The organism is Pseudomonas phytophila (genome assembly GCF_025643095.1).
Classification (GTDB): Bacteria; Pseudomonadota; Gammaproteobacteria; order Pseudomonadales; family Pseudomonadaceae; genus Aquipseudomonas; species Aquipseudomonas quasicaspiana.
Map to the genome: position 1 here is coordinate 1906572 of NZ_CP081201.1, position 20554 is coordinate 1927125.

Sequence of the window (20554 nt, forward strand, 5' to 3'; positions counted from 1 at the left end):
TGAGGAAGCATTACGCAATGAAGCGATTGGCCGGACTTTCCGCACTTGCCTTGATTATCTCCAGCACCAGCGGTTGCGGTTGGCTCTGGGGTGAAGATGGTTACTTCCGTGACCGTGGCAGCGATTACCTCGAAGCACAGCAAACTGCACCGATGCAGATTCCGCCGGGTGTCTCCGAGACGAAGCGTCTTGACCCTCTGTTGCCGATCCCGCGCAACGTGGCGGACGACACCGCCAAAGGCGAATTCGTAGTTCCTCGCCCGCAACCGCTGTCGACCGTAGCGGACTCCAGCGACTTCAGTCTGCAGAAGAGCGGCAACAACAGCTGGGTGCTCGCTCAGCGTGCGCCTGCCGAAGTCTGGCCAGTCGCGCATCAGTATTTCGAGGATAACGGTTTCCGTATCGCCGAAGATCGCCCGCAAACTGGTGAGTTCAGCACTACCTGGCAGCGTCTGGACGAGCTGTCCGCTGCCGTTGCCAAGCGCCTGAGCGCGAGTGGCACGGCCTCTGATGCTGAAACTCGCGTGCGAGTGCGTATCGAGCCAGGCGTGCAGCGCAACACCAGTGAAATCTACGTGGTAAGCGCCGAGCGCCCAGCCGGTAGCTCCGCTGATGTCCCGTTCACTGATCGCGCTACCAACGTGGCACTCGATGCCGCACTGACCGATGACATGCTGGCCAGCCTGAGCCGCAGCTCTGCCCAGGGCGGTTCCGTATCGCTGCTGGCAGCGCGTGACTACGACACCCCAAGTCGTGTCGCCTTGAGCGAAGACGGTAGCGGCAACCCGGTTCTGAACGTCGGTTCGGATCTGGATCGCGCATGGTCCAGCGTAGGTCGAGCCCTGAATCAGGGTGAATGGCGCGTTGAAGACATCAACCGCAGCCTGGGTCTGTACTACATCAACCTGGCAGAGCGGGCTGATACGCCTGAGAACAAGCCTGGTTTCTTCGGCCGCCTGTTTGGCAGCAAGGAAACCAAGGAAGAGATCGATGCCCGTGCCGAGCGTTATCAAGTGCGCTTGAGCAAAGTGGGTGACAACGTTCAGGTTACCGTCGAGAAGAACATCAACACCGTCGCGCCGGCAGATGTTGCCCGTCGCGTACTGGGTGTCATTCAAGACAACCTGGGTTAAGTGCGTTTCGCAGTATTAGGCAGCGGCAGCCAAGGGAATGGCACGCTGGTAGCCAGCGGCAATACCCATGTGTTGGTGGATTGTGGTTTCTCCCTGCGGGAAACCGAACGAAGACTGGCGCGGCTAGGGCTTAGCGCGCATCAGTTGAGCGCGATTCTGGTGACCCACGAACATGCCGATCACGTGCATGGCGTGGGTTTGCTGTCTCGGCGCTACAATCTTCCGGTGTACATGAGTAGCGGCACGGCGAGAGGGTTGCGCAAGCCTGTTGAAGTCGCCGGGTATCTGGCAGGCGGCCAGGATTTGCAACTGGGGGCGTTGAACATCCATGTGGTGTCCGTCGCTCACGATGCCCTTGAACCGACGCAGTTCGTCTTCACCGACGGCACGCGTCGCTTCGGCCTGCTGACAGATCTGGGGTCGTACTGCCCGACGGTGCTGCAAAGCTACCACGGCCTGGACGCCCTGATGATCGAGTCCAACCACTGCAGGGACATGCTTGCTCGCGGTCACTACCCATACTTCCTGAAGCAGCGGGTCGGTGGCAGCGAAGGACATTTGAACAACCATCAGGCCGCAAGCCTGGTGAACGAGCTGGGCTGGCAGGACCTGCAACATCTGGTACTGGCCCACCTCAGCAGCAAGAACAACCTGCCGCATCTGGCCCGGCAATGTTTCGTCGACACCCTCGGGTGCGATCCGGACTGGTTACAATTGGCCGATCAAGATTCAGGGCTCGACTGGCGACATATCGCCTAGCCCAACTACTTAGCAAGCGGAGCCCATCATGGAAAAACGTGAAGAACTCTACCGCGGCAAAGCCAAATCGGTTTACAAGACCGACGACGCTGACCGCTTGATCCTGCTGTTCCGTAACGACACGTCGGCGTTCGACGGCAAGCGTATCGAACAACTGGACCGCAAAGGCATGGTGAACAACAAGTTCAACGCCTTCATCATGCAGAAGCTCGAAGCCGCAGGCATTCCGACCCAGTTCGACAAACTGCTGGCCGACAATGAAGTGTTGGTCAAAAAGCTCGACATGATCCCGGTCGAATGCGTCGTGCGTAACTACGCTGCGGGCAGCCTGGTCAAGCGCCTCGGCGTCGAAGAGGGCCTCAAGCTCAACCCGTACACCTTCGAGCTGTTCCTGAAGGACGACGCCAAAGGCGACCCGTTTATCAACGAATCCCACGTCGTGGCATTCGGTTGGGGCACCGCCGAGCAACTGGTTCGCATGAAAGAACTGTCGCTCAAGGTCAACGAAGTCCTGAGCAAACTGTTCGATGACGCCGGTCTGCTGTTGGTCGACTTCAAACTCGAATTCGGTGTTTTCAGCGACGGCTCCATCGTCCTGGGCGACGAGTTCAGCCCGGACGGCTGCCGCCTGTGGGACAAGGACACCAAGAAGAAGATGGACAAAGACCGCTTCCGCCAGGGCCTCGGTGACGTTATCGAAGCTTACGAAGAAGTCGCCAACCGTCTGGGCGTACCGCTCTAAGACGGAAAAAATAACGCAAGCGCTTGATAGCACGAAAAAAAATCAGCAAAAGGTATCGCCTTCTGCGATTGAACTGTTATGATGCGCGCCGTTGGAGAGATGCCGGAGTGGCCGAACGGGACGGATTCGAAATCCGTTGTACTGGCGACAGTACCTAGGGTTCAAATCCCTATCTCTCCGCCATACAAATGAAAGCCCCAGAAGTTATGCTTCTGGGGCTTTTTTGTTTTTGAACGGTTGTCAGGGGGATTGGGTGAGACCTTGATTAACGGTTCTGTTACGGTCTGTCCGAGTCACTCTCTGAGAAGCTGCAGATGAATATTCAGAATATATTGGAGCATGTGCGAAGCCGGTTGCCAGGTTTGCTAGCTGTTTATATTTTTGGAAGTCAGGCCAATGGTCATGCCAACGCGGAAAGCGATCTGGATATCGCCGTTTTGGTTGCTGGCAGTCTTGACCCTGTTGACCTCTGGCGTCTGGCAGGTGAGATCGCAGATATTGTGAATCTTCCTGTCGATTTGATCGACCTGCGTACGGCTTCGACAGTTATGCAATATCAGATTATTACCAAGGGCCGCCGAGTTTGGGCTAAAAATGAGGCCGCAGGAGTTTTTGAGGCTTTTGTGCTCAGCGAGAAAACTTCACTGGACTCCGCCAGGTCGGGATTACTCGACGATATCCGAAAGAAAGGGATTGTTCATGGTCGATGATGTGCTAATCAATAAAGCAGCTTCTATTGAGCGCTGTGTCCAACGGGTGCGGGAAGAGTACGAAAAAAATCCCGCAACTTTTGAGTTTGATTTCACTCGTCAAGATGCCGCGATACTCAACATTCAGCGTGCCTGTGAGGCTGCTCTGGATATGGGGCAACACCTTATCCGTCGTGAGGGGCTTGGGATTCCGCAGAGTGCTCGTGATGTCTTTGAACTGCTCCATCGCGGCGGATGGTTGGACGCATCATTACTAACCGTCATGAAAAACATGGTGGGATTTCGAAATATCGCAGTCCATGAATATCAAACTCTGCAGCTGCCTATCACTGTCGCAATCATCACTCAGCATTTGGGCGATTTCATTTTGTTCAGTTCGGCAGTCCTGCGCAGGGATGCTGGCGCTCAATAGCGACAGCAAATTCTCGTTGTAGGCATTGAACGCAGGAGGTAGCGCTTAATCATCTGACGCGACTTTTTATGGATTACGCAGATTTGTCATTTCGGCGAGCGTTGGCACTCGGCGTAGACGGTGGGGTATTGATGCGTGAATTGGGGTGATGGGTTAGACGGATAGAGGGCGCTGTTTGTGTGTGCCTGATGCTTCGCGGCGATTGAATCGCGGGCAAGCCTCGCTCCCACAAGTTCTGTGAGGTCCAAGTCACCACGTCGTCAATCGGCTTGCGGGCAAACAGAGGGTTCGCTCAAGTCAATCTGCTAACGCAGTCCCGTTGAAGTGTAGGAATCGTCCTGTTTTCCTCAGGTTGATAGTCGAGAGCCTGGAGATATGAATAACTACCGCAGTCGCCAATTGGAATTGGCTGAAGATGAACCTGAATCCACTCGGCATAACGAGGGAAATCAGTTTCAGGGGCGCAGGCTTATATAGGCGCTCATTTCAGGGGAAACCATGCAGGAACGCGTCATGACTGAAACCGAGCTCGAAAAAACCAAAGCCGAGATCGACAAAATATTAGCTGAAGCTCGCAAGCTCGTTTTGGAGGCTGACAAGCTTGGCGCTGAAAAAACCAAGCTCAATGCTGAAGCTCGCAAAATGACTCGCGAAATCTTCTGGTATCCCGTCGCAATTGCCATCGGCATGATTGGCGCAGTGTCCACGGTAACGCTGTTGCTGGCCAGGCTACTCAGCTAATCGCTTTTTGCTTGCATCCCTTCTGGTGGTGAGTACCTAATAAGCCCCAATCCCTCAGCGTCAACAACCACCGTCACCCCTTCATAGCTCGCCAGCGTCGCGTGCGTCGTCTCTATCTCATGCTGCGTCAACGCCATGACGTTCACCCAGTGATTCCAGACCCGCTCGGCGGCGACGATGGAATTGAGCAGCTTGCCGTCCAAGTCGAACAGGAGTGCCTAGAGCGTCGGTTGTTGAGCATGGCTACCTCGGACTGGGATTCTGGTTAAGGACGATGAGTGACCAGCTTGATTCCGAGTGCAGTTAATACTTTCAGTACTGTGTCAAAGCGCGGCTTTGCACCTGGAGCCAAAGCTTTGTACAGACTGGCTCTGCCAAGTCCTGAATCCTTGGCTATCTGAGCCATGCCACGTGCTTTTGCTACATGGCCCACGGCACGAATCAGTTCGTCCGTATCACCATCAGCAAGAACCTGGGAGAGGTATTCGTTGATCGCCTCGTCGCTGTCAAGGATCGCTGCCATATCAAACGGCACTAGGGTAGTGGACATTTATCAAACCTCCTTCGCCATTATTTTTGCCTGCCTTATATCACCCGGCTGAGTTGATTTATCCCCGCCGACCAGGAGCACGATGATCGTACGGTCCCGGGTGGTGAAATAGATTCTGTATCCTGCGCCGACATCTACGCGCATCTCGGACACTCCTTCGCCGACGGCTTTCACGTCTCCCAGATTACCTGCCGATACGCGCTCAATACGTCGCGCTATAGCGATCCTGGCCCGTATGTCGCGCAAGCCTGCGTGCCAATGGGTGAATATTTGTGTCTGCTGTATTGTGTACGTCACTGCCAAGTGTATCCGACTGGAGACAGGTTTTCGTCGTTTTTTAGGTTGGCGATATTCGCGCAGGCGAGTTCATTCGAGCTCGAATTCGGCTATTTATCGAGGAGAAGGGCTGGACGAAATATCACAACGGGGCGGAGAGCTTAGGCTGGCAACCTGTATCGCGTGCGGTAGATACCTACCGCGCTTGGTCTCATGGAGTCGATGCTGGAGAGGCTGGAGAGGTTGCTGATGAGTTTTTATGGTATTCCATGGCAGTCGCCGCTGGAATTTTTATCACGATCGCGACGATTACTATCTTAGTAGTCAGGCTCTTGAGCGCGGGCTGTCTTTCCTGCTTTAAACCCGCATCAATCCCAACCCTTCAGCGTCAACAACCACCGTCACCCCTTCATAGCTCGCCAGCGTCCCGTGCTGGGTCTCCATTTCATGCTCATGCGTCGCCGTAATCACAACCACACTCGCGCCTGCTGCTTCAGCCGCTGCAATGCCTGCGGGTGCATCTTCAAATACCAGACAGTCTTTCGGATCAACACCCAGTCGTTTGGCTGCAAGCAGAAAGCAGTCCGGGGCGGGTTTGCCTTGGCTGACGTCCTCAGCGGTGACGATGTTGACCGGTAATTTCAGTCCAGCAGCTTTCAGGCGCGCTTCGGCCAAGGCGCGTGGGGCGGAGGTGACGATAGCCCAACGCTCTGGCGGGAGAGAGGCGAGGAGGCGCGCGGCGTCGGGTACTTCGATGACGCCTTCTACATCGTCGATTTCAGCCTGGGAAATGGCTTCGGCTTCCCGCTCTGCGTCAACACCGGGCAGGTTCAGGTTGCGGATGGTGTCGATGCAGCGCACCCCGTGGATCGTGGGCAGGAAGGTTTTGACGTCCAGGCCGTGGCGCTCTGCCCAGTGAGACCAGACCCGCTCGGCGGCGACGATGGAGTTGAGCAACGTGCCGTCCATGTCGAACAGGAATGCCGAGAAGCGTCGGTTGTTGAGCATGGGTTACCTCATTGAAATGGGGAAGATACGCACGATTTTGTAGGAGCTGCCGAAGGCTGCGAAATAGGGTATGTCAGGAAAACGCCTTCGCAGCCTTCGGCAGCTCCTACAGGGGTCAACATATTCCGTGACAATTCCGAGTTTAACCAGCAGCGCCGGGGCATTCGAGTCTGATTTTTGCCATCCTTTCGCCATGTAGTAGCGGCAAATTGTCGCAACACGATTTTGCGCGAGTAAGATGTGCACCTTGATTTCACGACCCCCGATTTTTCGGGGCTGGCTCTGATGCGCTCTGCATGGAGATTCCAGGTTGCCAGCCTTGGTTGTACGGACTGAATACGAGTAGACAAGAAAAGGCGATAACTGAAAATGACCAAGACTTCGCGACCTTTATATATTTCCTATGCCGGCCCTTCGCTGCTGGAAATGCCCCTGCTGAATAAAGGCAGTGCTTTTACCCCGCAAGAGCGGGTCGAATTCAATCTGATCGGTCTGCTGCCGCAAAACGTAGAGACCATCGAAGAGCAAGTTACGCGGGTGTACAGCCAGTATCAGCAGTGCGCGAGCGATCTGGATAAGCATATTTATCTGCGTTCGATCCAGGACAACAACGAAACGTTGTTCTTCCGTCTGCTGGATTCCCACCTCGATGAAATGCTGCCGATCATCTATACGCCGACGGTAGGGCAGGCGTGTCAGGAATTCTCCAAAATCTATCGCACTCACCGCGGTCTGTTCATTTCCTATCCGGATCGCGACCGCATTGATGACATTCTTCGTAGCGCCACTAAAGACCGGATCAAGATCATCGTCGTGACGGACAGCGAGCGAATTCTCGGTCTGGGCGATCAGGGCATCGGCGGCATGGGTATTCCAATCGGCAAGCTGTCGCTGTACACCGCGTGCGGCGGGGTCAGCCCGGCTTACACGTTGCCTATCGTGCTGGACGTCGGCACCAACAACCAAGAGTTGCTCGACGACCCGATGTACATGGGCTGGCGCAACAAGCGGGTGACCGGCAAAGAGTACGAAGACTTCATCGCGTTGTTCATCGAAGCCGTTCAGCGTCGCTGGCCGGACGTGTTGCTGCAGTTCGAAGACTTCGCCCAGACCAACGCCATGCCGTTGCTGGACAAGTACCGCGACGAGCTTTGCTGCTTCAACGATGACATTCAGGGCACCGCGTCGGTGGCGGTGGGGACTTTGCTCGCCGCCTGTAAAGCCAAGAACGAAACCCTCGGTCAGCAGCGCGTGGTTTTCCTCGGTGCAGGTTCGGCGGGTTGTGGTATTGCCGAGCACATCATCGCCGCGATGGTGATTGAAGGCCTCACCGAAGCAGAAGCTCGTAAGCGGGTAATGATGGTGGATCGTTTTGGCCTGCTGACTGACAGCATGGACAACCTGCTGGAATTCCAGAAGAACCTGGCCCAGAAAGCGGGTGACGTTGCGGGCTGGTCGAACGGTGCGGGTTATCCTGAACTGCTGGACGTAGTGACTAACGGCAAGCCGACTGTGTTGATCGGTGTTTCCGGCCAGCGTGGCCTGTTCACCGAGCAAATCATCCGCGAGATGCACAAACACTGCGCCAAGCCGCTGGTCATGCCGCTGTCCAACCCGACGTCTAAAGTCGAAGTCACCCCGCAGGAAGTTCTGACCTGGACCAACGGCGATGCATTGGTGGCTACCGGTAGTCCCTTTGCGCCAGTGACTGTGGGCGATCGCACGTTCCACATTGCACAGTGCAACAACTCCTATATCTTCCCGGGCATCGGTCTGGGTGTGATCGCGGCAAAAGCCACGCGGATCTCCGACAAGATGCTCATGGCGGCGTCCAACGCGCTGGCTGAGTGTTCGCCGATGGTGACGGGCAAGGGCGACGCAGTATTGCCGCCGCTGAAGGAGATTCAGGAAGTCAGCAAGAAGATCGCTCTGGCAGTCGCCAAGCAGGCTCAGGCTGATGGTGTGGCGCTGGAAACCACTGAGGAGTTTCTGGTTGAGGCGATCCAGCGTAATTTCTGGCAGCCGAAATACCGGGCGTATCGTCGCAGCGCGGTTTGATCGCGGGCTGACGAGTTGAGCGAAAGCCGCGACAGGTAAACCTGTCGCGGCTTTTTTATGGGTTTAAAATGAAACAGAGTCAACGGTCTGAAATGCAATCTCTGTGGGAGCTGGGCTTGCCCGCGATAAGGTGGGTGTGATCTGAAGTGAATCGCGTCCAGCCTTATCGCGGGCAAGCCCAGCTCCCACAGGTTCGGTGTTTGCCGTTAGAAAGCGCTGAGTCATGGGCTCCGCGCGACTATCAGTACCTATATAAAACACAGGAGCATCCGTTGGAAGGAATCGACAAGGCAGGAACTGAACAGATCTTCGCCTTCAACGCCGCCCTGAAAACCCTGCTGCAAACCCGGCCAGCAAAGCCTTCCACCGGCGAGCCGCTGTATTTCAAAATCTTGCCAACGCCCCTCGGCCCAATGCTCGCCATGGCGGAAAAGCGCGGGTTGGTGATGCTCGAATTCCTGGATCGACCGATCCTGATGCGTGAGGTCGAAGAGCTGCGCAGCCGTTTCGGCTATTTGATCGGCGCGGGAGACACGCCGCATCTGCTGCAGATCGAAGACGAACTGAAACGCTACTTCGAAGGCTCGCTGACCCGCTTTGAAGTCCCGCTCCACACTCCGGGTAGTATTTTTCAGAATCAAGTATGGGAAGCGTTACGTCAGGTGCCTTATGGCACCACCTGCACCTATGGCGAAATAGCGCTGTTGCTGGGCAAGCCAGGCGGCAGCCGTGCGGTCGGGCTGGCCAATGGCAGCAACCGCATGTCCATCGTTCTGCCGTGCCATCGGGTGATCGGTGCAGACGGCTCGCTCACAGGTTATGGCGGCGGCAAGCATCGCAAGGAATTCCTGTTGCGTCTGGAGCGCGTAAAGCTCCAAATCGACGAACAGGGCCAGTTGGCGTTCTGAAGGTCGGAACGCTGGCCCGATGAACGGTCAAGAATTGCCCATATTAGCTGCAAATCCAGGATGAAGATGTTTAACACTTGCAGGACAGATGCGCGGTAATTGCCGAGTGCGATATATACTGCGCGCCATTCTTCAAGGGAGAGCCGTGTGGCCATCGATATTCACTGGATTCGCGACGACGACAGCCTCGCCCTGCATTGCGCACAGTGGCAGTCGCTGCCCTTTGTTGCACTCGACACCGAGTTCATGCGGGTCGACACTTTTTACCCTATCGCGGCGTTGCTGCAGATCGGTGACGGCACCAGCGCGTGGCTCATTGACCCGCTGCTGATCAATGACTGGCGGCCGCTGGCTGCACTGCTGGAAAACCCTGACGTCATCAAAGTGGTGCATGCCTGCAGCGAAGACCTTGAGGTTTTGTTGCGTCTGACTGGCAGCCTGCCCGCGCCGCTGTTCGATACTCAACTGGCGGCTGCTTACCTGAACCTGGGTTTCTCCATGGGCTACTCGCGTCTGGTTCAGGACGTCCTGAACATCGACCTGCCTAAAGGCGAGACCCGTTCGGACTGGCTGCAACGTCCGTTGTCCGAAACGCAGATCAGCTACGCAGCGGAAGACGCGGTGCATCTGGCCGAGCTTTACAGCCTTCTACGCCCGCGACTGTCTGACGAAAAATACGCGTGGTTGCTAGACGACGGTGCCGAGCTGGTTGCCAATTTGCGTCGCGATGTTGATCCGTATGAGGTTTACCGCGAGGCCAAGCTGGCCTGGAAACTGTCCCGCGCTCAGTTGGCAGTCCTGCGCGAACTTTGTGCCTGGCGTGAGCGTGAGGCCCGTGCCCGCAATGTGCCGCGTAACCGCATCTTGCGCGAGCACTCGCTGTGGCCGCTGGCAAGGACTCAGCCGGACAGTCTGGCGGCGCTGGCAAAGATTGATGACATGCACCCCAAGACCGTGCGTCAGGATGGCGAGTTTCTGCTTAACCTGATCAAGACAGCCAGCAGCGTGCCGCCGGATCAATGGCCGCCAGCGCTACCTGAGCCTTTGCCGATCGAAGCCGCGGCCGTGATCAAGACACTCCGTGCCGTTGGCCAGCGCTATGCCGAACAACTGGATATGGCGTCAGAGCTGATGTTGCGCAAAAAGACCCTGGAAGCCCTGCTTAAAAGCGGTTTCCCTAACGGCCCCTATCAATTGCCCGATTCGCTGCGTGGCTGGCGTCGCGAATTGATGGGCCAGGCGTTGCTCGATAGCCTGGCCAACGCAGGAGAACAGCAGTGAAGCGTATTTGCTCGATTTACCGCAGCACCAAAAGAAATGAAATGTACCTGTACGTGCTCAAGAGCGATGAGCTCAAGCGCGTACCGCCTGAATTGATGGTCGCATTCGGCAAGCCGTTTCACGCATTCGATCTGGTATTGAGCCCGGAGCGAGCGTTGTCTCGCGAAGACATCAACAAGGTATTGGAGAACCTCGACACCCAGGGTTATCACTTGCAGATGCCGCCAGCGGAGGACGAGTACATCGAACACTTGCCCGAAGAGCTGTTGCGCCGCAATGATCCGGTCTGAGCCCAAACCAGCACCCGTTAGCCGAAGTTATAAAGATTGATACTGGTCAGCGCGCCGAGTCAGGGCGCATTGCCGGTCAGTGGTCGCTTGTATTGTTTTTAAGGTTTTGAAGCCATGCGCGTTCTGATCGCCGAACACGATTACCCTGTCTATACCCAACTGCTGCGCAAGGCTGCGCCGGAACTGGAAATCCTCAGCACGGGCGACTCTGCGGAGTTGTCCAGGTTTGCCACTGATTGCCCGGTATGGCTCGGCCAGCCGGACCTGTTGGCCAATCTGCTGCGTCAGGGACATAAACCCGCATGGATGCAATCGACCTGGGCAGGCATTACGCCGCTGCTCGCCGAAGGTCTTCCCCGAGATTACCGTTTGACCAGAGCGGTTGGCATATTTGGTCAGGTCATGGCCGAGTTTGTGCTGACCTACATGCTGGGTCACGAACGTGAAGTGCTGGCGCGTCTGGTCAGCCAGGTCGAGCGCAAGTGGGACAACCGCAGCGGCCAGAGTCTCGCAGGCCGCAAGGCCTTGATCGTCGGCGCGGGTGATATTGGTGTGAGCGTGGCGCAATTCCTGGCGCCGTTTGGCGTGCAGGTCTATGGCATCGCATCGAGTGCGCGCACTCAGGCACCTTTCGTTGAGGTCGGCGCGATGGAAGATCTGGACCGGCTGGTGGGGGAGGTGGATTACGTGATCAACCTGCTGCCTAACACGCCGCAAACCCACGATCTTTACGACGCGAAACTGTTCGCCAAATTCAAGCCTACGGGCTTGTTCATGAACGTCGGGCGCGGTACTTCGGTGGTTGATGCTGATTTGGTGGAGGCCCTCAAGGAAGGGCATCTGGCGGGCGCAGTGATTGACGTTTGCCGTCAGGAACCGCTGCCGCAGCGCCACCCGTTCTGGACCGCCTGGGGTTTGCTGCTGACCGGTCACAGTTCGGCGCCGACTTCGCCCGTGGCGATGGTCGGGCTGTTTCTTGAAAATCTCAAAGCCTATGAGGCGGGTGAGCAGCTGCGCGGGGAAGTGGATTTTTCGCGGGGATATTGAAATTCAAGCTCGCGAAGAGACCTGTGGGACCGGATTCATCCGGGAAGGCGTCATTACAGGCGGCATAATTGTTTCGACTGTACTGAACTCTTCGCGAATGAATTCGGCCCCACAGGGATTCATCAGGTTACCATTGGCTTACAGGCTGAAATCACCTTCTGCTGCCAACTGCGCCACGGTCTGACGCGGGCTTGGCACTTCGCGGCCTTGCAGGTATTCCGGCAAGATCGATTTGTCGCCCAGCTTGCCGATTGCCACGGCTGCGTGCACCGCGTAGCCCTCGGGAATATTCAGTTCTTTGCGGGTCAGTTCCTGATCGAAACCGGCCATGCCGTGGGTGTGCCAGCCGCTCAAGCTTGCTTGCAGAGCCAGATAGCCCCAGGCGGAACCGGTATCGAAGGTGTGCCACAGCGCCGGGCTTTCTTCCGTGGCGCCGGGTGCGGTGAAGGTGGTCTTGGAGATCACGATCACCAGTGCCGCCGCATGTTGTGCCCAGTTACGGTTGAACTCGACCAAAAGGCTCAGGTAACGCTCCCAGTTCGGCGTGTCCCGGCGTGCATACAGAAAACGCCAAGGCTGCGAGTTATAAGCCGAAGGTGCCCAGCGAGCGGCTTCGAAAAAGCTCAGCAGGGTTTCTTGAGGGATGCTTTCGCCACTGAACGCGCGAGGCGACCAGCGTTCGGTGAATTGTGGGTCGATGGGATAATCGGCGACGCGAGGGTTTGTGCTCATGGGAATCCTGAAAGGCGAGGATGGAGGAACGCTCAAGCGGTGGGCCGTGGACGGCAGGCATCGCGGATGTCGACTAGCGCATGTTGTATAAAAGCAGCGCACTAAAGCTACTGCGCCGTCCGTCCGATGACAAGTCTTGAGTACCGACAGTCGATCACACTTGGCCCGTAGCCCCTGTCGCACTAGACTGGCGGCCTTTTTCCTACCTGATGCTGATAGCCCGAACCCATGGCCGCTAAAGTCGAACCTTTCTGGATCCGCAAGACCCTTGCCCAACTGGACAACACCGAGTGGGAGTCGCTGTGTGACGGCTGTGGCCTGTGCTGTCTGCAGAAGCTTGAGGACGAGGACGACAACAGCGTCTATTACACACGTATCGCCTGCAAGTTACTCGACCTGAAAACCTGCCAGTGCACGGATTACCCTAATCGCCGGGCTTCGGTACCGGATTGCATCCAGCTCACGCCGGGGCAGGCTGACGAATTCAAATGGTTGCCGCCGACCTGTGGTTATCGTCTGGTCAGCGAAGGCAAGGACCTGCCACTCTGGCATCACCTGGTGTGTGGTGATCGGGATGCGGTACACAAAGAACGCATCTCTCAGTCTGGTCGCATGGTCAGCGAGAACAGCGTGCCTGAGGATGATTGGGAGGATTATCTGATCTTTCGCGCCGGGTAATGCGTGATTCGGTTAGATATTCGTGGGAGCGAATTCATTCGCGAAGGCGGTATCTCAGCCGCTGAATATGGGCCAGACAAACCGGCCCCTTCGCGAATGAATTCGCTCCCACATTAACTCGAGGCCGGGTTACAGCCCGTTCTTCGGCTTGGTCAGCGCTTCCAGACCTTCAGTCAGCGCGTCTTCAGTCGCCACTTCGGCTTTGGTCTTCAACAAGCTCAACTCGTCACCGGCACGTTTGATGCGCGATTTGGCGATGTCCAGATCGTTGCGGCTTTTCTCGACCATGCTCTTGGCCGAGCAATGCCCGGTGATACCGCGGGCCAGCACCGCGCCGCCAATGGCCAGCTGAATCAGGCCGAAGAAACCGCCCCGACGCAGGCCTTTACCCATCATCAATACGCCGCCTGCCAGCGAGCCAACACGCTCCCAGCCTTGAACGTTCTGTTCTGGTTTGCCTTCGATGGCGTCGTCAATGCGTTCTACGATCGGGGTATCGCTCATGATGTTGCTCCATGATGGGATGATTTTCGGTTCAGTAAGAACTGACTATTGCCTTCCGAAACTGTTCAATCCATTTCACCGAGCTGTTTACGAATCAGCCTGTTCCCGACCGAATTGTGGACCTGAGCGCGTGTTGACGCCTTTGGCCATGCGGTCGTAAAGCACCACATTGACGGTGGCAGCCAGGTTCATACAGCCCTGAGTCGGGATGTAGACGACGTCTTCACACCAGTCGCGAATTTCTTTGTCCAGCGAGCCGTCTTCGGGCCCGAAGATATACAGCGCACGGTCCGGGTGAGTGTATTCCGGCAGGGCGCGGGCCCCGTCCACCAGTTCGACCGCGACTGGAATGCAGCCCAGGGGCAGAATGCTTTTCAGGTCTTCGATGCCGATCAGGGGGATGTCCTGATGGATCTTTTTGGTGTCGGTAACGAAGTCCCGAGCGCGCTCATAGCGTTTACCGGTGTAAAACACCGAAGCCACCCCGTAACAACCCGCTGCACGCATCACGGAGCCTACGTTTTCCGGAGACTTGGGATTGAACAGGCCAATGCAGGCATAGCGTTTGTTTGCCACGGGGAAGTGCTCGCAGGGAAAAGCGGGCGATTATACGGTGGCAAAGCCGCAAGCGGTAAGCTACAAGCTACAAGCGGATTGGGTTGCTCTTACTTGCAGCTTGAAGCTTGCAGCTCGAAACTGCTTCTATTCCTTCTTCATCAACCCCGCCAACGCCGCGAACGGGTTGTGCGTGGCCTTGGAGGCTTTCGGGCTGCTGGTGGAGCTTTCCGAGAAGTACTGCTGGTCGGTGTAGCGCGAGTGTTCGTTGTCGTGGCAGTACAGGCAGAGCAATTCCCAGTTGGAGCCATCCTGAGGATTGTTGTCGTGGTTGTGGTCGCGGTGGTGCACGGTCAGTTCGCTCAGGCGCTTGCCGGCAAACTCACGGGCGCAGCGGCCGCAGACGTGGGGATACATACGCAGCGCCTTGTCGCGATAACCCATCTCGCGGTCGCGCTGGGCGTCGGCGAGGATGCGATCCAGCTTGGCGGTGTGGGAGGGTGGATTGGCCGTGCTCATGAGGTCACCTGTATCGGATTCGGTCGATGAAACAATAATGAATGCGTCAAGTCTAGCGCGTCGCGTCGGGTTCAGCCTTTGAGTTTTTCGGCGATCCAGATGGTGTGCCGCGTGCCCTTGTTGCCGTGGGCGAAGACTTGCACCTCCTCAGCTTTGAAGCCGGCCTTGCGCAGCTTGTCGGAAAACTTCTGATCGGCGCTGGCTGACCACACAGCCAGAATGCCTTTGGGGCGTAGAGCCTGCGCACACGCGGCCAGGCCACCGGAAGAATAGAGCCAGCTGTTGGACTTCTGCGTCAAACCTTCGGGGCCGTTGTCCACGTCGAGCATGATGGCATCGAAGCCATGAGGCTCGCTTTTCAGTACCTGAGCGACGTCTTGAACGATCACTTTGGCGCGCGGATCCAGCAGCGGGTTGCCGGACTTCTCGCCCAGCGGCCCGCGATTCCACTCCACCACACCCGGGACCAACTCAGCGACCACCACTTCGCCATTTTTGCCCAGATGCTTGAGCGCCGAGGCCAGGGTAAAACCCATGCCGAGGCCGCCGATCAACACGCGAGGCTGTACCCGTGAAGCGACTTTCTTGCAGGGGATCTCAGCCAGAGCGTCTTCAGAACCGTGCATGCGAGTGTTCATCAACTGGCCGCCATCGCCGCCCTGAATCTTGATCACAAAGTCTTCACCGTATTCGAACAGGCACAAAGCACCGCCGTTATCGGGAATGGCAGTGGTGTCGAGCAGTACGAAACGTTTCATTGAGGACTCATCTGGAGGTAGATTTTTGACCATAGGTCGTCGGCCAGGAGTAGGCTGAACGGCACAACAATCGTTTGGCACAGGAGGCCATTGATGAAGCGCGCTATTCTACCGGCGATTATCCTGACTGCGCTCTGGGTAAATGTCGGGTATGCAGATAATCAGTCTGCGGCATCTATCCCCGCATCGGGCTCGCCGGGCACCGCTACACCGACGCCGTATCCCCAGGTCGTTCCGCCGGGACCTGCACTCATAAACGGTACCCAGGGCGACGGGGCATTGCTGCCCAAAGTCGAACTGCCACAGCCGCCCAAAGGGCAGCCGGTGCCTGGGCAGGATCCGAATATTCCTACGCCTATGCCGGCTCGGCCTAAATAGCCTATTGAACGTCTGTACCACGAGTGGTGAAAGGGCTGTGTATCCCTGCAGGCGCAATCCCGGTGGGGGATATTGGTCTGCATACACTATTCCCGTGCAGACTGTGTGAAAACGTAGCGAGCGACGGCAAGACAAGGCAAAAACAGGCGAAAAAGCGGAGTCTAGGTGTTCTTAATGAGCATTTTTCGCCTGTTTTTAACGCAGTGTTGCCGAGCGCAGTAGTTTTCACACAGTCTGCGTGGGAGCGAATTCATTCGCGAAGGGGCCGTTCCTGAAAAGAATTCTGGGCTGACACACCGCTTTCGCGAATGAATTCGCTCCCACATTTAAAGCCAGTTTCTGCTCAGACGTTGCGAATTACTTGGGACAAACAACTAAACCTGCTGCGCCAATAACTGGCCATCAACCATGCGCAGGCGTTTGGACAGCGACGTTGCCAGCGCACGGATGATCTTCGCAGCAACCCGCGGCGCTTCATCGAGCATTTTTTCCAGCGCGTCCCGGCCCAGATTCAGCAACTGACAATCGGTTGCGGCGATGCAACTGGCCGAGCGACGTTCGCCATCCAGCACAGCCATTTCGCCAAATGCCCGGCCACGACGCAACACGGCGATTTCCACCGTCTGCCCATCAGGATTGAGTTTCTGCACCGAGACCGTGCCCAAATGGATGATGCTCATGAACGAGCCCGGATCTCCTTCGCTGAAGATCGCTTCGTTCTTGGCAATCGATGCCATGTTGAAGTAGCCCGCAGCGGTCTGGAAATCAGCAGGCAGCAGTGGGTCAAACAGCCCACAGTCCATGAGCATGTCGCGGATTTCGTTATTCAGGTGTGACGGTTGTTCTGACATGGTCGGGTCTTGTTTTGGCCAATCGACGGTGTTGATGTATTTGCGCAAGGTCGGACGCTTCAAGCGTCCGACCCCACAGCTACTAAGACACGGATTTCAAACCGAGTTCATGGCTTGATCTGCAATACCTTGAAGATAAACCCGTATTCGAGTGCCACGTCACGCAAACCCTGATAGCGACCGCTCATGCCGCCGTGGCCTGCGCCCAGTTCGGTCTTGAGCAGCAGCAGGTTATCGTCGGTCTTGTTAGCCCGCAGTTTGGCCACCCACTTGGCCGCCTCCCAATACTGCACCCGGCTATCGTTGTAACCCGCGATCACCAGCATGGCCGGGTAGTGTTGGGTGCTGACGTTTTCATACGGCGCATAGGCTTTGATTCGCTCATAAACCTCTGGCTCCTGCGGGTTGCCCCACTCGTCGTACTCGGTGACGGTCAGCGGCAGGTCGGGATCCAGCATGGTGTTGAGCACATCAACGAAGGGCACTTCGGCAATTGCGGCCTTGAACAACTCGGGACGCTTGTTGACCACTGCCCCAATCAACAGGCCACCTGCGCTGCCACCACTGATCACCAGTTGTTCGGCGCTGGTGCGCTTCTCGGCGATCAAGTGTTCAGCGCAACTGATGAAGTCGTCGAAAGTGTTCTGCTTGTTTTCCTGCTTGCCGTCGCGATACCAGGCTTCACCCAGCTCACCGCCGCCCCGCACATGAGCGATGGCAAAGGCAACGCCACGGTCCAGCAAGCTTAGGCGGGCATGGGAAAACCACGGGTCAAGGCTTTCGCCGTAAGCACCGTAGCCATACAGGTACAGCGGTGTCGGCTGGTCGGCCAGTTCACGTTTGACCACCAGGCTGATCGGCACTTGTGTACCGTCGCTGGCGGTGGCCCACAAACGCTGGCTGACATAGGCGTCGGCATCGAACGGACCGAGCACCGGGGTTTCTTTGAGGACCGATTGCTCGCCGCTGGCCAGCGTCAGTTGACGTACCTGAGCCGGTCGATTCAGGGACTGGTAGCGCAGGCGGATTTTATCGCTGTCGAACTCCAGCGTGTCCTGCACGTAAAGGCTGTAGGCCGCGTCCGGTAACTGCACGCGATAGGCAGGCAGACCTTGCGGACGCACCTCGATGATCGGCAAGCCTCCTTCGCGCAGACTAAGGGTCAGGCCCTTGGCGTTGAGGCTCAGACCTTCAAGCATCACCGTGTCGCTGTGGGGGACCAGCACTTGCCAGTCATTGCGGGTCGGTACGCCAGTGGCTTTTTGCTCAGCCTGATACAGCGCAAAGTTGATGCCGCCCTGATTGCTGCGGATCAGCCAGCTCCACACGCCATCCACCTGGCCGTGATCGATGGAATATTCGTGGCCTTCAACGCGCGGTGCCATGCACACGAATGCATGTTGCGGTTGATCAGCATCCAGCACCCAGGCTTCGCTGGTGGTTTTGCTGTCGAGCCCGAGAATCAACTGCTTTTCCGAACTGCTGCGATAGCAATGCAGGAAGAAGCGGCCGTCTGGCTCGCTGAAAACCAGATCCGCCGACTCATCACCCAGTCGGTGGCGATACAGCTTGTGAGGGCGATGGGTATCGTCCAGTTCGCCAAAAAACAGCGTCTGGCTGTCGTTGGCCCAGGTCATGCTGCCGTCACAGTCCTCAAACGGCAGGCTGCTGACCTGACCATTGCTCAGCTCTTTGACGTAAAGCTGATAAACCTCTTCACCGCTGGTATCCAGGCTGTAGGCCAGGCGCTGGTGGTCCGGGCTGATGCTGAAGGCCCCGAGGGAGAAGAAACCGCCCCCCGCCAATACATTGGGGTCGAGCAATATTTCTTCACGGCTTTCATCGATGCTCAGCGAATCGTCTGCCGGACGCGGGCAGCGGTAATGCCGGGCGTATTCGTCACCTTCGGTGGTACGGGTGTAATACAGATACGGTCCCCAAGGGGAGGGCAGCGACAGGTCTGTTTCAAGAATGCGGCCTTTGATCTCCTGAAACAGTGTCTCGCGTAGCGCTTCCTGATCCGCAAGCTGTGTCTGCTGCCAGGCGTTTTCCGCCTTGAGGTAGTCGAGAACTTCCTTGGTGTCGCGGTTTTGCAGCCAGGCGTAAGGATCTGCGCCATCGGCTTTGCGGGCGAGGGGGGCAGTTGATGCTGAATTCGATAAGGTCATGCAGGGCTCTCTCGTGGAGGCGCCTGGCGCAAGCGGGGAAAATGAAAAGCCGCTGCACCGGACTAATACTCAAGCCGGACAAGCCGGGTTGGCGAAAAGCCGTTATCATAAGCGCCTCTTTACCTGCCTTACCACGGATGTCATGACCGAGAACGACTATACGATCGCCTGGGGGCTCTACGCTTTTGCTGCGTTGGGCTGTCTGCTGGTTTGGTTTCTGGCGACCCGCTGGATGTGGCGTTACCTGCGCGAGCCGTTGGTGGTGATCGTTGCGGTGTTGCTGTTTACACCGACGATGATCGACGCCACCAAGGAAATTTACGCGCCTGCCGTCGCCATCACCGCCCTGGACCTGTTGTTCAAGGTGGGCAGTAACGTCTGGAACGCGCTGTCTGACCTGGCCATGTACGGCCTGATTGCCCTCGTGGTTTACGTGCTGTTCGCGCTGATTCGCTGGCCGCTGGAAAAAAGCTGGAAAGCTCGCCATCCGGAAAATCCGGTCCAGCCTGAAAACCCGGCTGACGCCGAAGACGACGATGAACCTTTTTCCGGGACTGACCGCAATACGCGTAAACCGGCGGCTCCCGCAGTCAATACCAGCAGCCGTTCGCGAGTCGAACCGCGCCTTTGAATCCTCCTCCGGCGCTTGTGTCGCCATGCTGCTGAACGTTTGCAATCGAGAACCTGAGCATGTGTGAACTACTGGGCATGAGCGCCAATGTCCCGACTGACATCGTTTTCAGCTTTACCGGCCTGATACAGCGCGGCGGGCGTACCGGCCCGCATCGTGATGGTTGGGGGATCGGCTTTTACGAAGGCCGTGGCTTGCGCTTGTTTCAGGACCCTGCGGCCAGCAGCGAGTCGGAAATTGCCCAATTGGTGCAGCGTTATCCCATCAAAAGCGAAGTGGTGATTGGCCACATCCGTCAGGCCAATGTCGGTCGCGTATGCCTGTCCAATACCCATCCTTTTGTACGCGAGCTCTGGGGCCGTAACTGGTGTTTTGCTCATAACGGCCAGTTGGCGGAATTCGGTCCCCTGGCGACGTTCTATCGCCCGGTGGGTGACACCGACAGCGAGGCGGCCTTCTGCGATTTGCTTAACCGCGTGCGTGAAGCGTTCCCTGAGCCGGTAGAAGTCGAAGAACTTCTGCCGTCGCTGGTCGAGGCGTGCAGTCACTATCGCAGCAAGGGTGTGTTTAACTGCTTGCTCAGTGATGGCGACTGGCTGTTTTGCTTTTGCAGTACCAAACTGGCTCATATCACCCGTCGCGCTCCGTTTGGTCCGGCACGGCTGAAGGATGTCGATGTCATCGTCGATTTTCAGGCTGAAACGACACCCAATGACGTGGTGACCGTGATTGCGACAGAACCGTTGACCGAGAACGAAAACTGGAACCGCTACGAACCGGGTCAGTGGGCGCTCTGGCGGCGGGGTGAGTGTGTGGCGAGCGGCAATACCTGATTTTTTGAATCTGGCTTATGTGGGAGCTCCTA

24 protein-coding genes, 1 tRNA gene and 2 pseudogenes are annotated in these 20554 nt (G+C 57.0%); 16 read left to right on the forward strand and 11 right to left on the reverse strand.

The genetic code is table 11. From position 1 onward, the window contains the following. Positions 1-17: 17 nt before the first annotated feature. From bamC to K3169_RS08560, 7 genes are all read left to right on the forward strand, one after another. The gene (gene bamC / locus K3169_RS08530) at positions 18-1133 is read left to right on the forward strand and encodes an outer membrane protein assembly factor BamC (protein ID WP_231665666.1); all 1116 of its coding nucleotides are present in this window, start codon (positions 18-20) and stop codon (positions 1131-1133) included. Beyond that, on the forward strand, positions 1134-1892 hold the full coding sequence (locus K3169_RS08535) for an MBL fold metallo-hydrolase (protein WP_027899152.1): 759 nt from the start codon (positions 1134-1136) through the stop codon (positions 1890-1892). A gap of 28 nt (positions 1893-1920) precedes the next feature. Continuing rightward, entirely contained in the window at positions 1921-2634 is a 714-nt protein-coding gene (purC, locus tag K3169_RS08540) for a phosphoribosylaminoimidazolesuccinocarboxamide synthase (protein ID WP_077571533.1), read from the forward strand. A gap of 93 nt (positions 2635-2727) precedes the next feature. Continuing rightward, positions 2728-2817, forward strand: a tRNA-Ser gene (locus tag K3169_RS08545). A 131-nt stretch (positions 2818-2948) separates the two neighbouring features. Further along, entirely contained in the window at positions 2949-3344 is a 396-nt protein-coding gene (gene mntA / locus K3169_RS08550; protein WP_231675575.1) for a type VII toxin-antitoxin system MntA family adenylyltransferase antitoxin, read from the forward strand. Further along, positions 3334-3756, forward strand: coding sequence for a type VII toxin-antitoxin system HepT family RNase toxin (hepT, locus tag K3169_RS08555; protein ID WP_231675574.1), 423 nt, complete (start codon positions 3334-3336; stop codon positions 3754-3756). Before mntA ends, hepT begins: the two co-directional genes overlap by 11 nt. Before the next feature lie 513 nt (positions 3757-4269). After that, on the forward strand, positions 4270-4497 hold the full coding sequence (locus K3169_RS08560) for a hypothetical protein (protein WP_099269093.1): 228 nt from the start codon (positions 4270-4272) through the stop codon (positions 4495-4497). 120 nt (positions 4498-4617) lie between these two features. Here the strand turns inward: K3169_RS08560 and K3169_RS29725 are convergent. From K3169_RS29725 to K3169_RS08580, 4 genes and pseudogenes are all read right to left on the reverse strand, one after another. Beyond that, positions 4618-4709 (reverse strand): annotated as a pseudogene (locus K3169_RS29725) (HAD family hydrolase); the annotation flags it as partial. 53 nt (positions 4710-4762) lie between these two features. After that, complete coding sequence (locus tag K3169_RS08570) at positions 4763-5047, reverse strand: addiction module antidote protein (protein ID WP_099269095.1); 285 nt, start codon at positions 5045-5047, stop codon at positions 4763-4765. Positions 5048-5050: 3 nt separating this feature from the next. After that, a complete protein-coding gene (locus K3169_RS08575; RefSeq protein ID WP_027899161.1) occupies positions 5051-5344 on the reverse strand; it encodes a type II toxin-antitoxin system RelE/ParE family toxin in 294 nt (97 codons plus the stop codon). 336 nt (positions 5345-5680) lie between these two features. Then, complete coding sequence (locus K3169_RS08580; RefSeq protein WP_263271022.1) at positions 5681-6331, reverse strand: HAD-IA family hydrolase; 651 nt, start codon at positions 6329-6331, stop codon at positions 5681-5683. Positions 6332-6700: 369 nt separating this feature from the next. Here K3169_RS08580 and K3169_RS08585 point away from each other — a divergent pair, with 369 nt between their 5' ends. From K3169_RS08585 to K3169_RS08605, 5 genes and pseudogenes are all read left to right on the forward strand, one after another. Further along, the gene (locus tag K3169_RS08585) at positions 6701-8389 is read left to right on the forward strand and encodes an NAD-dependent malic enzyme (protein WP_099269098.1); all 1689 of its coding nucleotides are present in this window, start codon (positions 6701-6703) and stop codon (positions 8387-8389) included. A 290-nt stretch (positions 8390-8679) separates the two neighbouring features. After that, positions 8680-9297, forward strand: a pseudogene (locus tag K3169_RS08590) (methylated-DNA--[protein]-cysteine S-methyltransferase); the annotation flags it as partial. 147 nt (positions 9298-9444) lie between these two features. After that, positions 9445-10578 (forward strand): ribonuclease D, encoded by a 1134-nt coding sequence (rnd, locus tag K3169_RS08595; protein ID WP_099269100.1) that lies wholly within the window; start codon positions 9445-9447, stop codon positions 10576-10578. Continuing rightward, positions 10575-10868: a YcgL domain-containing protein gene (locus tag K3169_RS08600; protein WP_027901859.1), complete on the forward strand. Its 294-nt coding sequence runs from the start codon at positions 10575-10577 to the stop codon at positions 10866-10868. The genes rnd and K3169_RS08600 overlap by 4 nt, the downstream gene beginning before the upstream one ends. 114 nt (positions 10869-10982) lie before the next feature. Beyond that, positions 10983-11915 carry a D-2-hydroxyacid dehydrogenase gene (locus K3169_RS08605; protein WP_231675572.1) on the forward strand — a complete coding sequence of 311 codons (933 nt, stop codon included), beginning with the start codon at positions 10983-10985 and terminating at the stop codon, positions 11913-11915. 138 nt (positions 11916-12053) lie between these two features. On the opposite strand, the gene K3169_RS08610 is transcribed toward K3169_RS08605, so the two are convergent. Next, on the reverse strand, positions 12054-12647 hold the full coding sequence (locus tag K3169_RS08610) for a nitroreductase family protein (protein WP_099269102.1): 594 nt from the start codon (positions 12645-12647) through the stop codon (positions 12054-12056). Positions 12648-12875: 228 nt separating this feature from the next. Here K3169_RS08610 and K3169_RS08615 point away from each other — a divergent pair, with 228 nt between their 5' ends. Next, positions 12876-13325 carry a YcgN family cysteine cluster protein gene (locus K3169_RS08615; RefSeq protein WP_027901862.1) on the forward strand — a complete coding sequence of 150 codons (450 nt, stop codon included), beginning with the start codon at positions 12876-12878 and terminating at the stop codon, positions 13323-13325. Positions 13326-13454: 129 nt separating this feature from the next. Here K3169_RS08615 and K3169_RS08620 read toward each other — a convergent pair whose 3' ends face one another. From K3169_RS08620 to K3169_RS08635, 4 genes are all read right to left on the reverse strand, one after another. Next, positions 13455-13829, reverse strand: a complete 375-nt coding sequence (locus tag K3169_RS08620) for a DUF2892 domain-containing protein (protein WP_027901863.1) — start codon at positions 13827-13829, stop codon at positions 13455-13457. A gap of 87 nt (positions 13830-13916) precedes the next feature. Further along, positions 13917-14405, reverse strand: coding sequence for an RNA methyltransferase (locus K3169_RS08625; RefSeq protein ID WP_087265375.1), 489 nt, complete (start codon positions 14403-14405; stop codon positions 13917-13919). Positions 14406-14531: 126 nt separating this feature from the next. Continuing rightward, positions 14532-14903, reverse strand: a complete 372-nt coding sequence (locus tag K3169_RS08630; protein WP_122707684.1) for a YajD family HNH nuclease — start codon at positions 14901-14903, stop codon at positions 14532-14534. Positions 14904-14974: 71 nt separating this feature from the next. Then, positions 14975-15661 carry a spermidine synthase gene (locus K3169_RS08635; RefSeq protein ID WP_027901866.1) on the reverse strand — a complete coding sequence of 229 codons (687 nt, stop codon included), beginning with the start codon at positions 15659-15661 and terminating at the stop codon, positions 14975-14977. Positions 15662-15754: 93 nt separating this feature from the next. On the opposite strand from K3169_RS08635, the gene K3169_RS08640 reads away from it, so the two are divergent. Beyond that, the gene (locus K3169_RS08640) at positions 15755-16039 is read left to right on the forward strand and encodes a hypothetical protein (RefSeq protein ID WP_099269104.1); all 285 of its coding nucleotides are present in this window, start codon (positions 15755-15757) and stop codon (positions 16037-16039) included. Between the two features lie 374 nt (positions 16040-16413). Here the strand turns inward: K3169_RS08640 and K3169_RS08645 are convergent, their stop codons facing one another. Both K3169_RS08645 and K3169_RS08650 read right to left on the reverse strand, forming a co-directional pair. Further along, on the reverse strand, positions 16414-16890 hold the full coding sequence (locus K3169_RS08645; protein ID WP_122708300.1) for a cyclic nucleotide-binding domain-containing protein: 477 nt from the start codon (positions 16888-16890) through the stop codon (positions 16414-16416). Positions 16891-16997: 107 nt separating this feature from the next. Further along, entirely contained in the window at positions 16998-19058 is a 2061-nt protein-coding gene (locus K3169_RS08650) for a S9 family peptidase (protein WP_263271030.1), read from the reverse strand. A gap of 142 nt (positions 19059-19200) precedes the next feature. Here K3169_RS08650 and K3169_RS08655 point away from each other — a divergent pair, with 142 nt between their 5' ends. Together K3169_RS08655 and K3169_RS08660 are read left to right on the forward strand one after the other, a co-directional pair. After that, on the forward strand, positions 19201-19689 hold the full coding sequence (locus tag K3169_RS08655; protein WP_263271032.1) for an MFS transporter: 489 nt from the start codon (positions 19201-19203) through the stop codon (positions 19687-19689). A 59-nt stretch (positions 19690-19748) separates the two neighbouring features. After that, positions 19749-20522, forward strand: coding sequence for a class II glutamine amidotransferase (locus tag K3169_RS08660; protein WP_099269106.1), 774 nt, complete (start codon positions 19749-19751; stop codon positions 20520-20522). Positions 20523-20554: the final 32 nt, after the last annotated feature.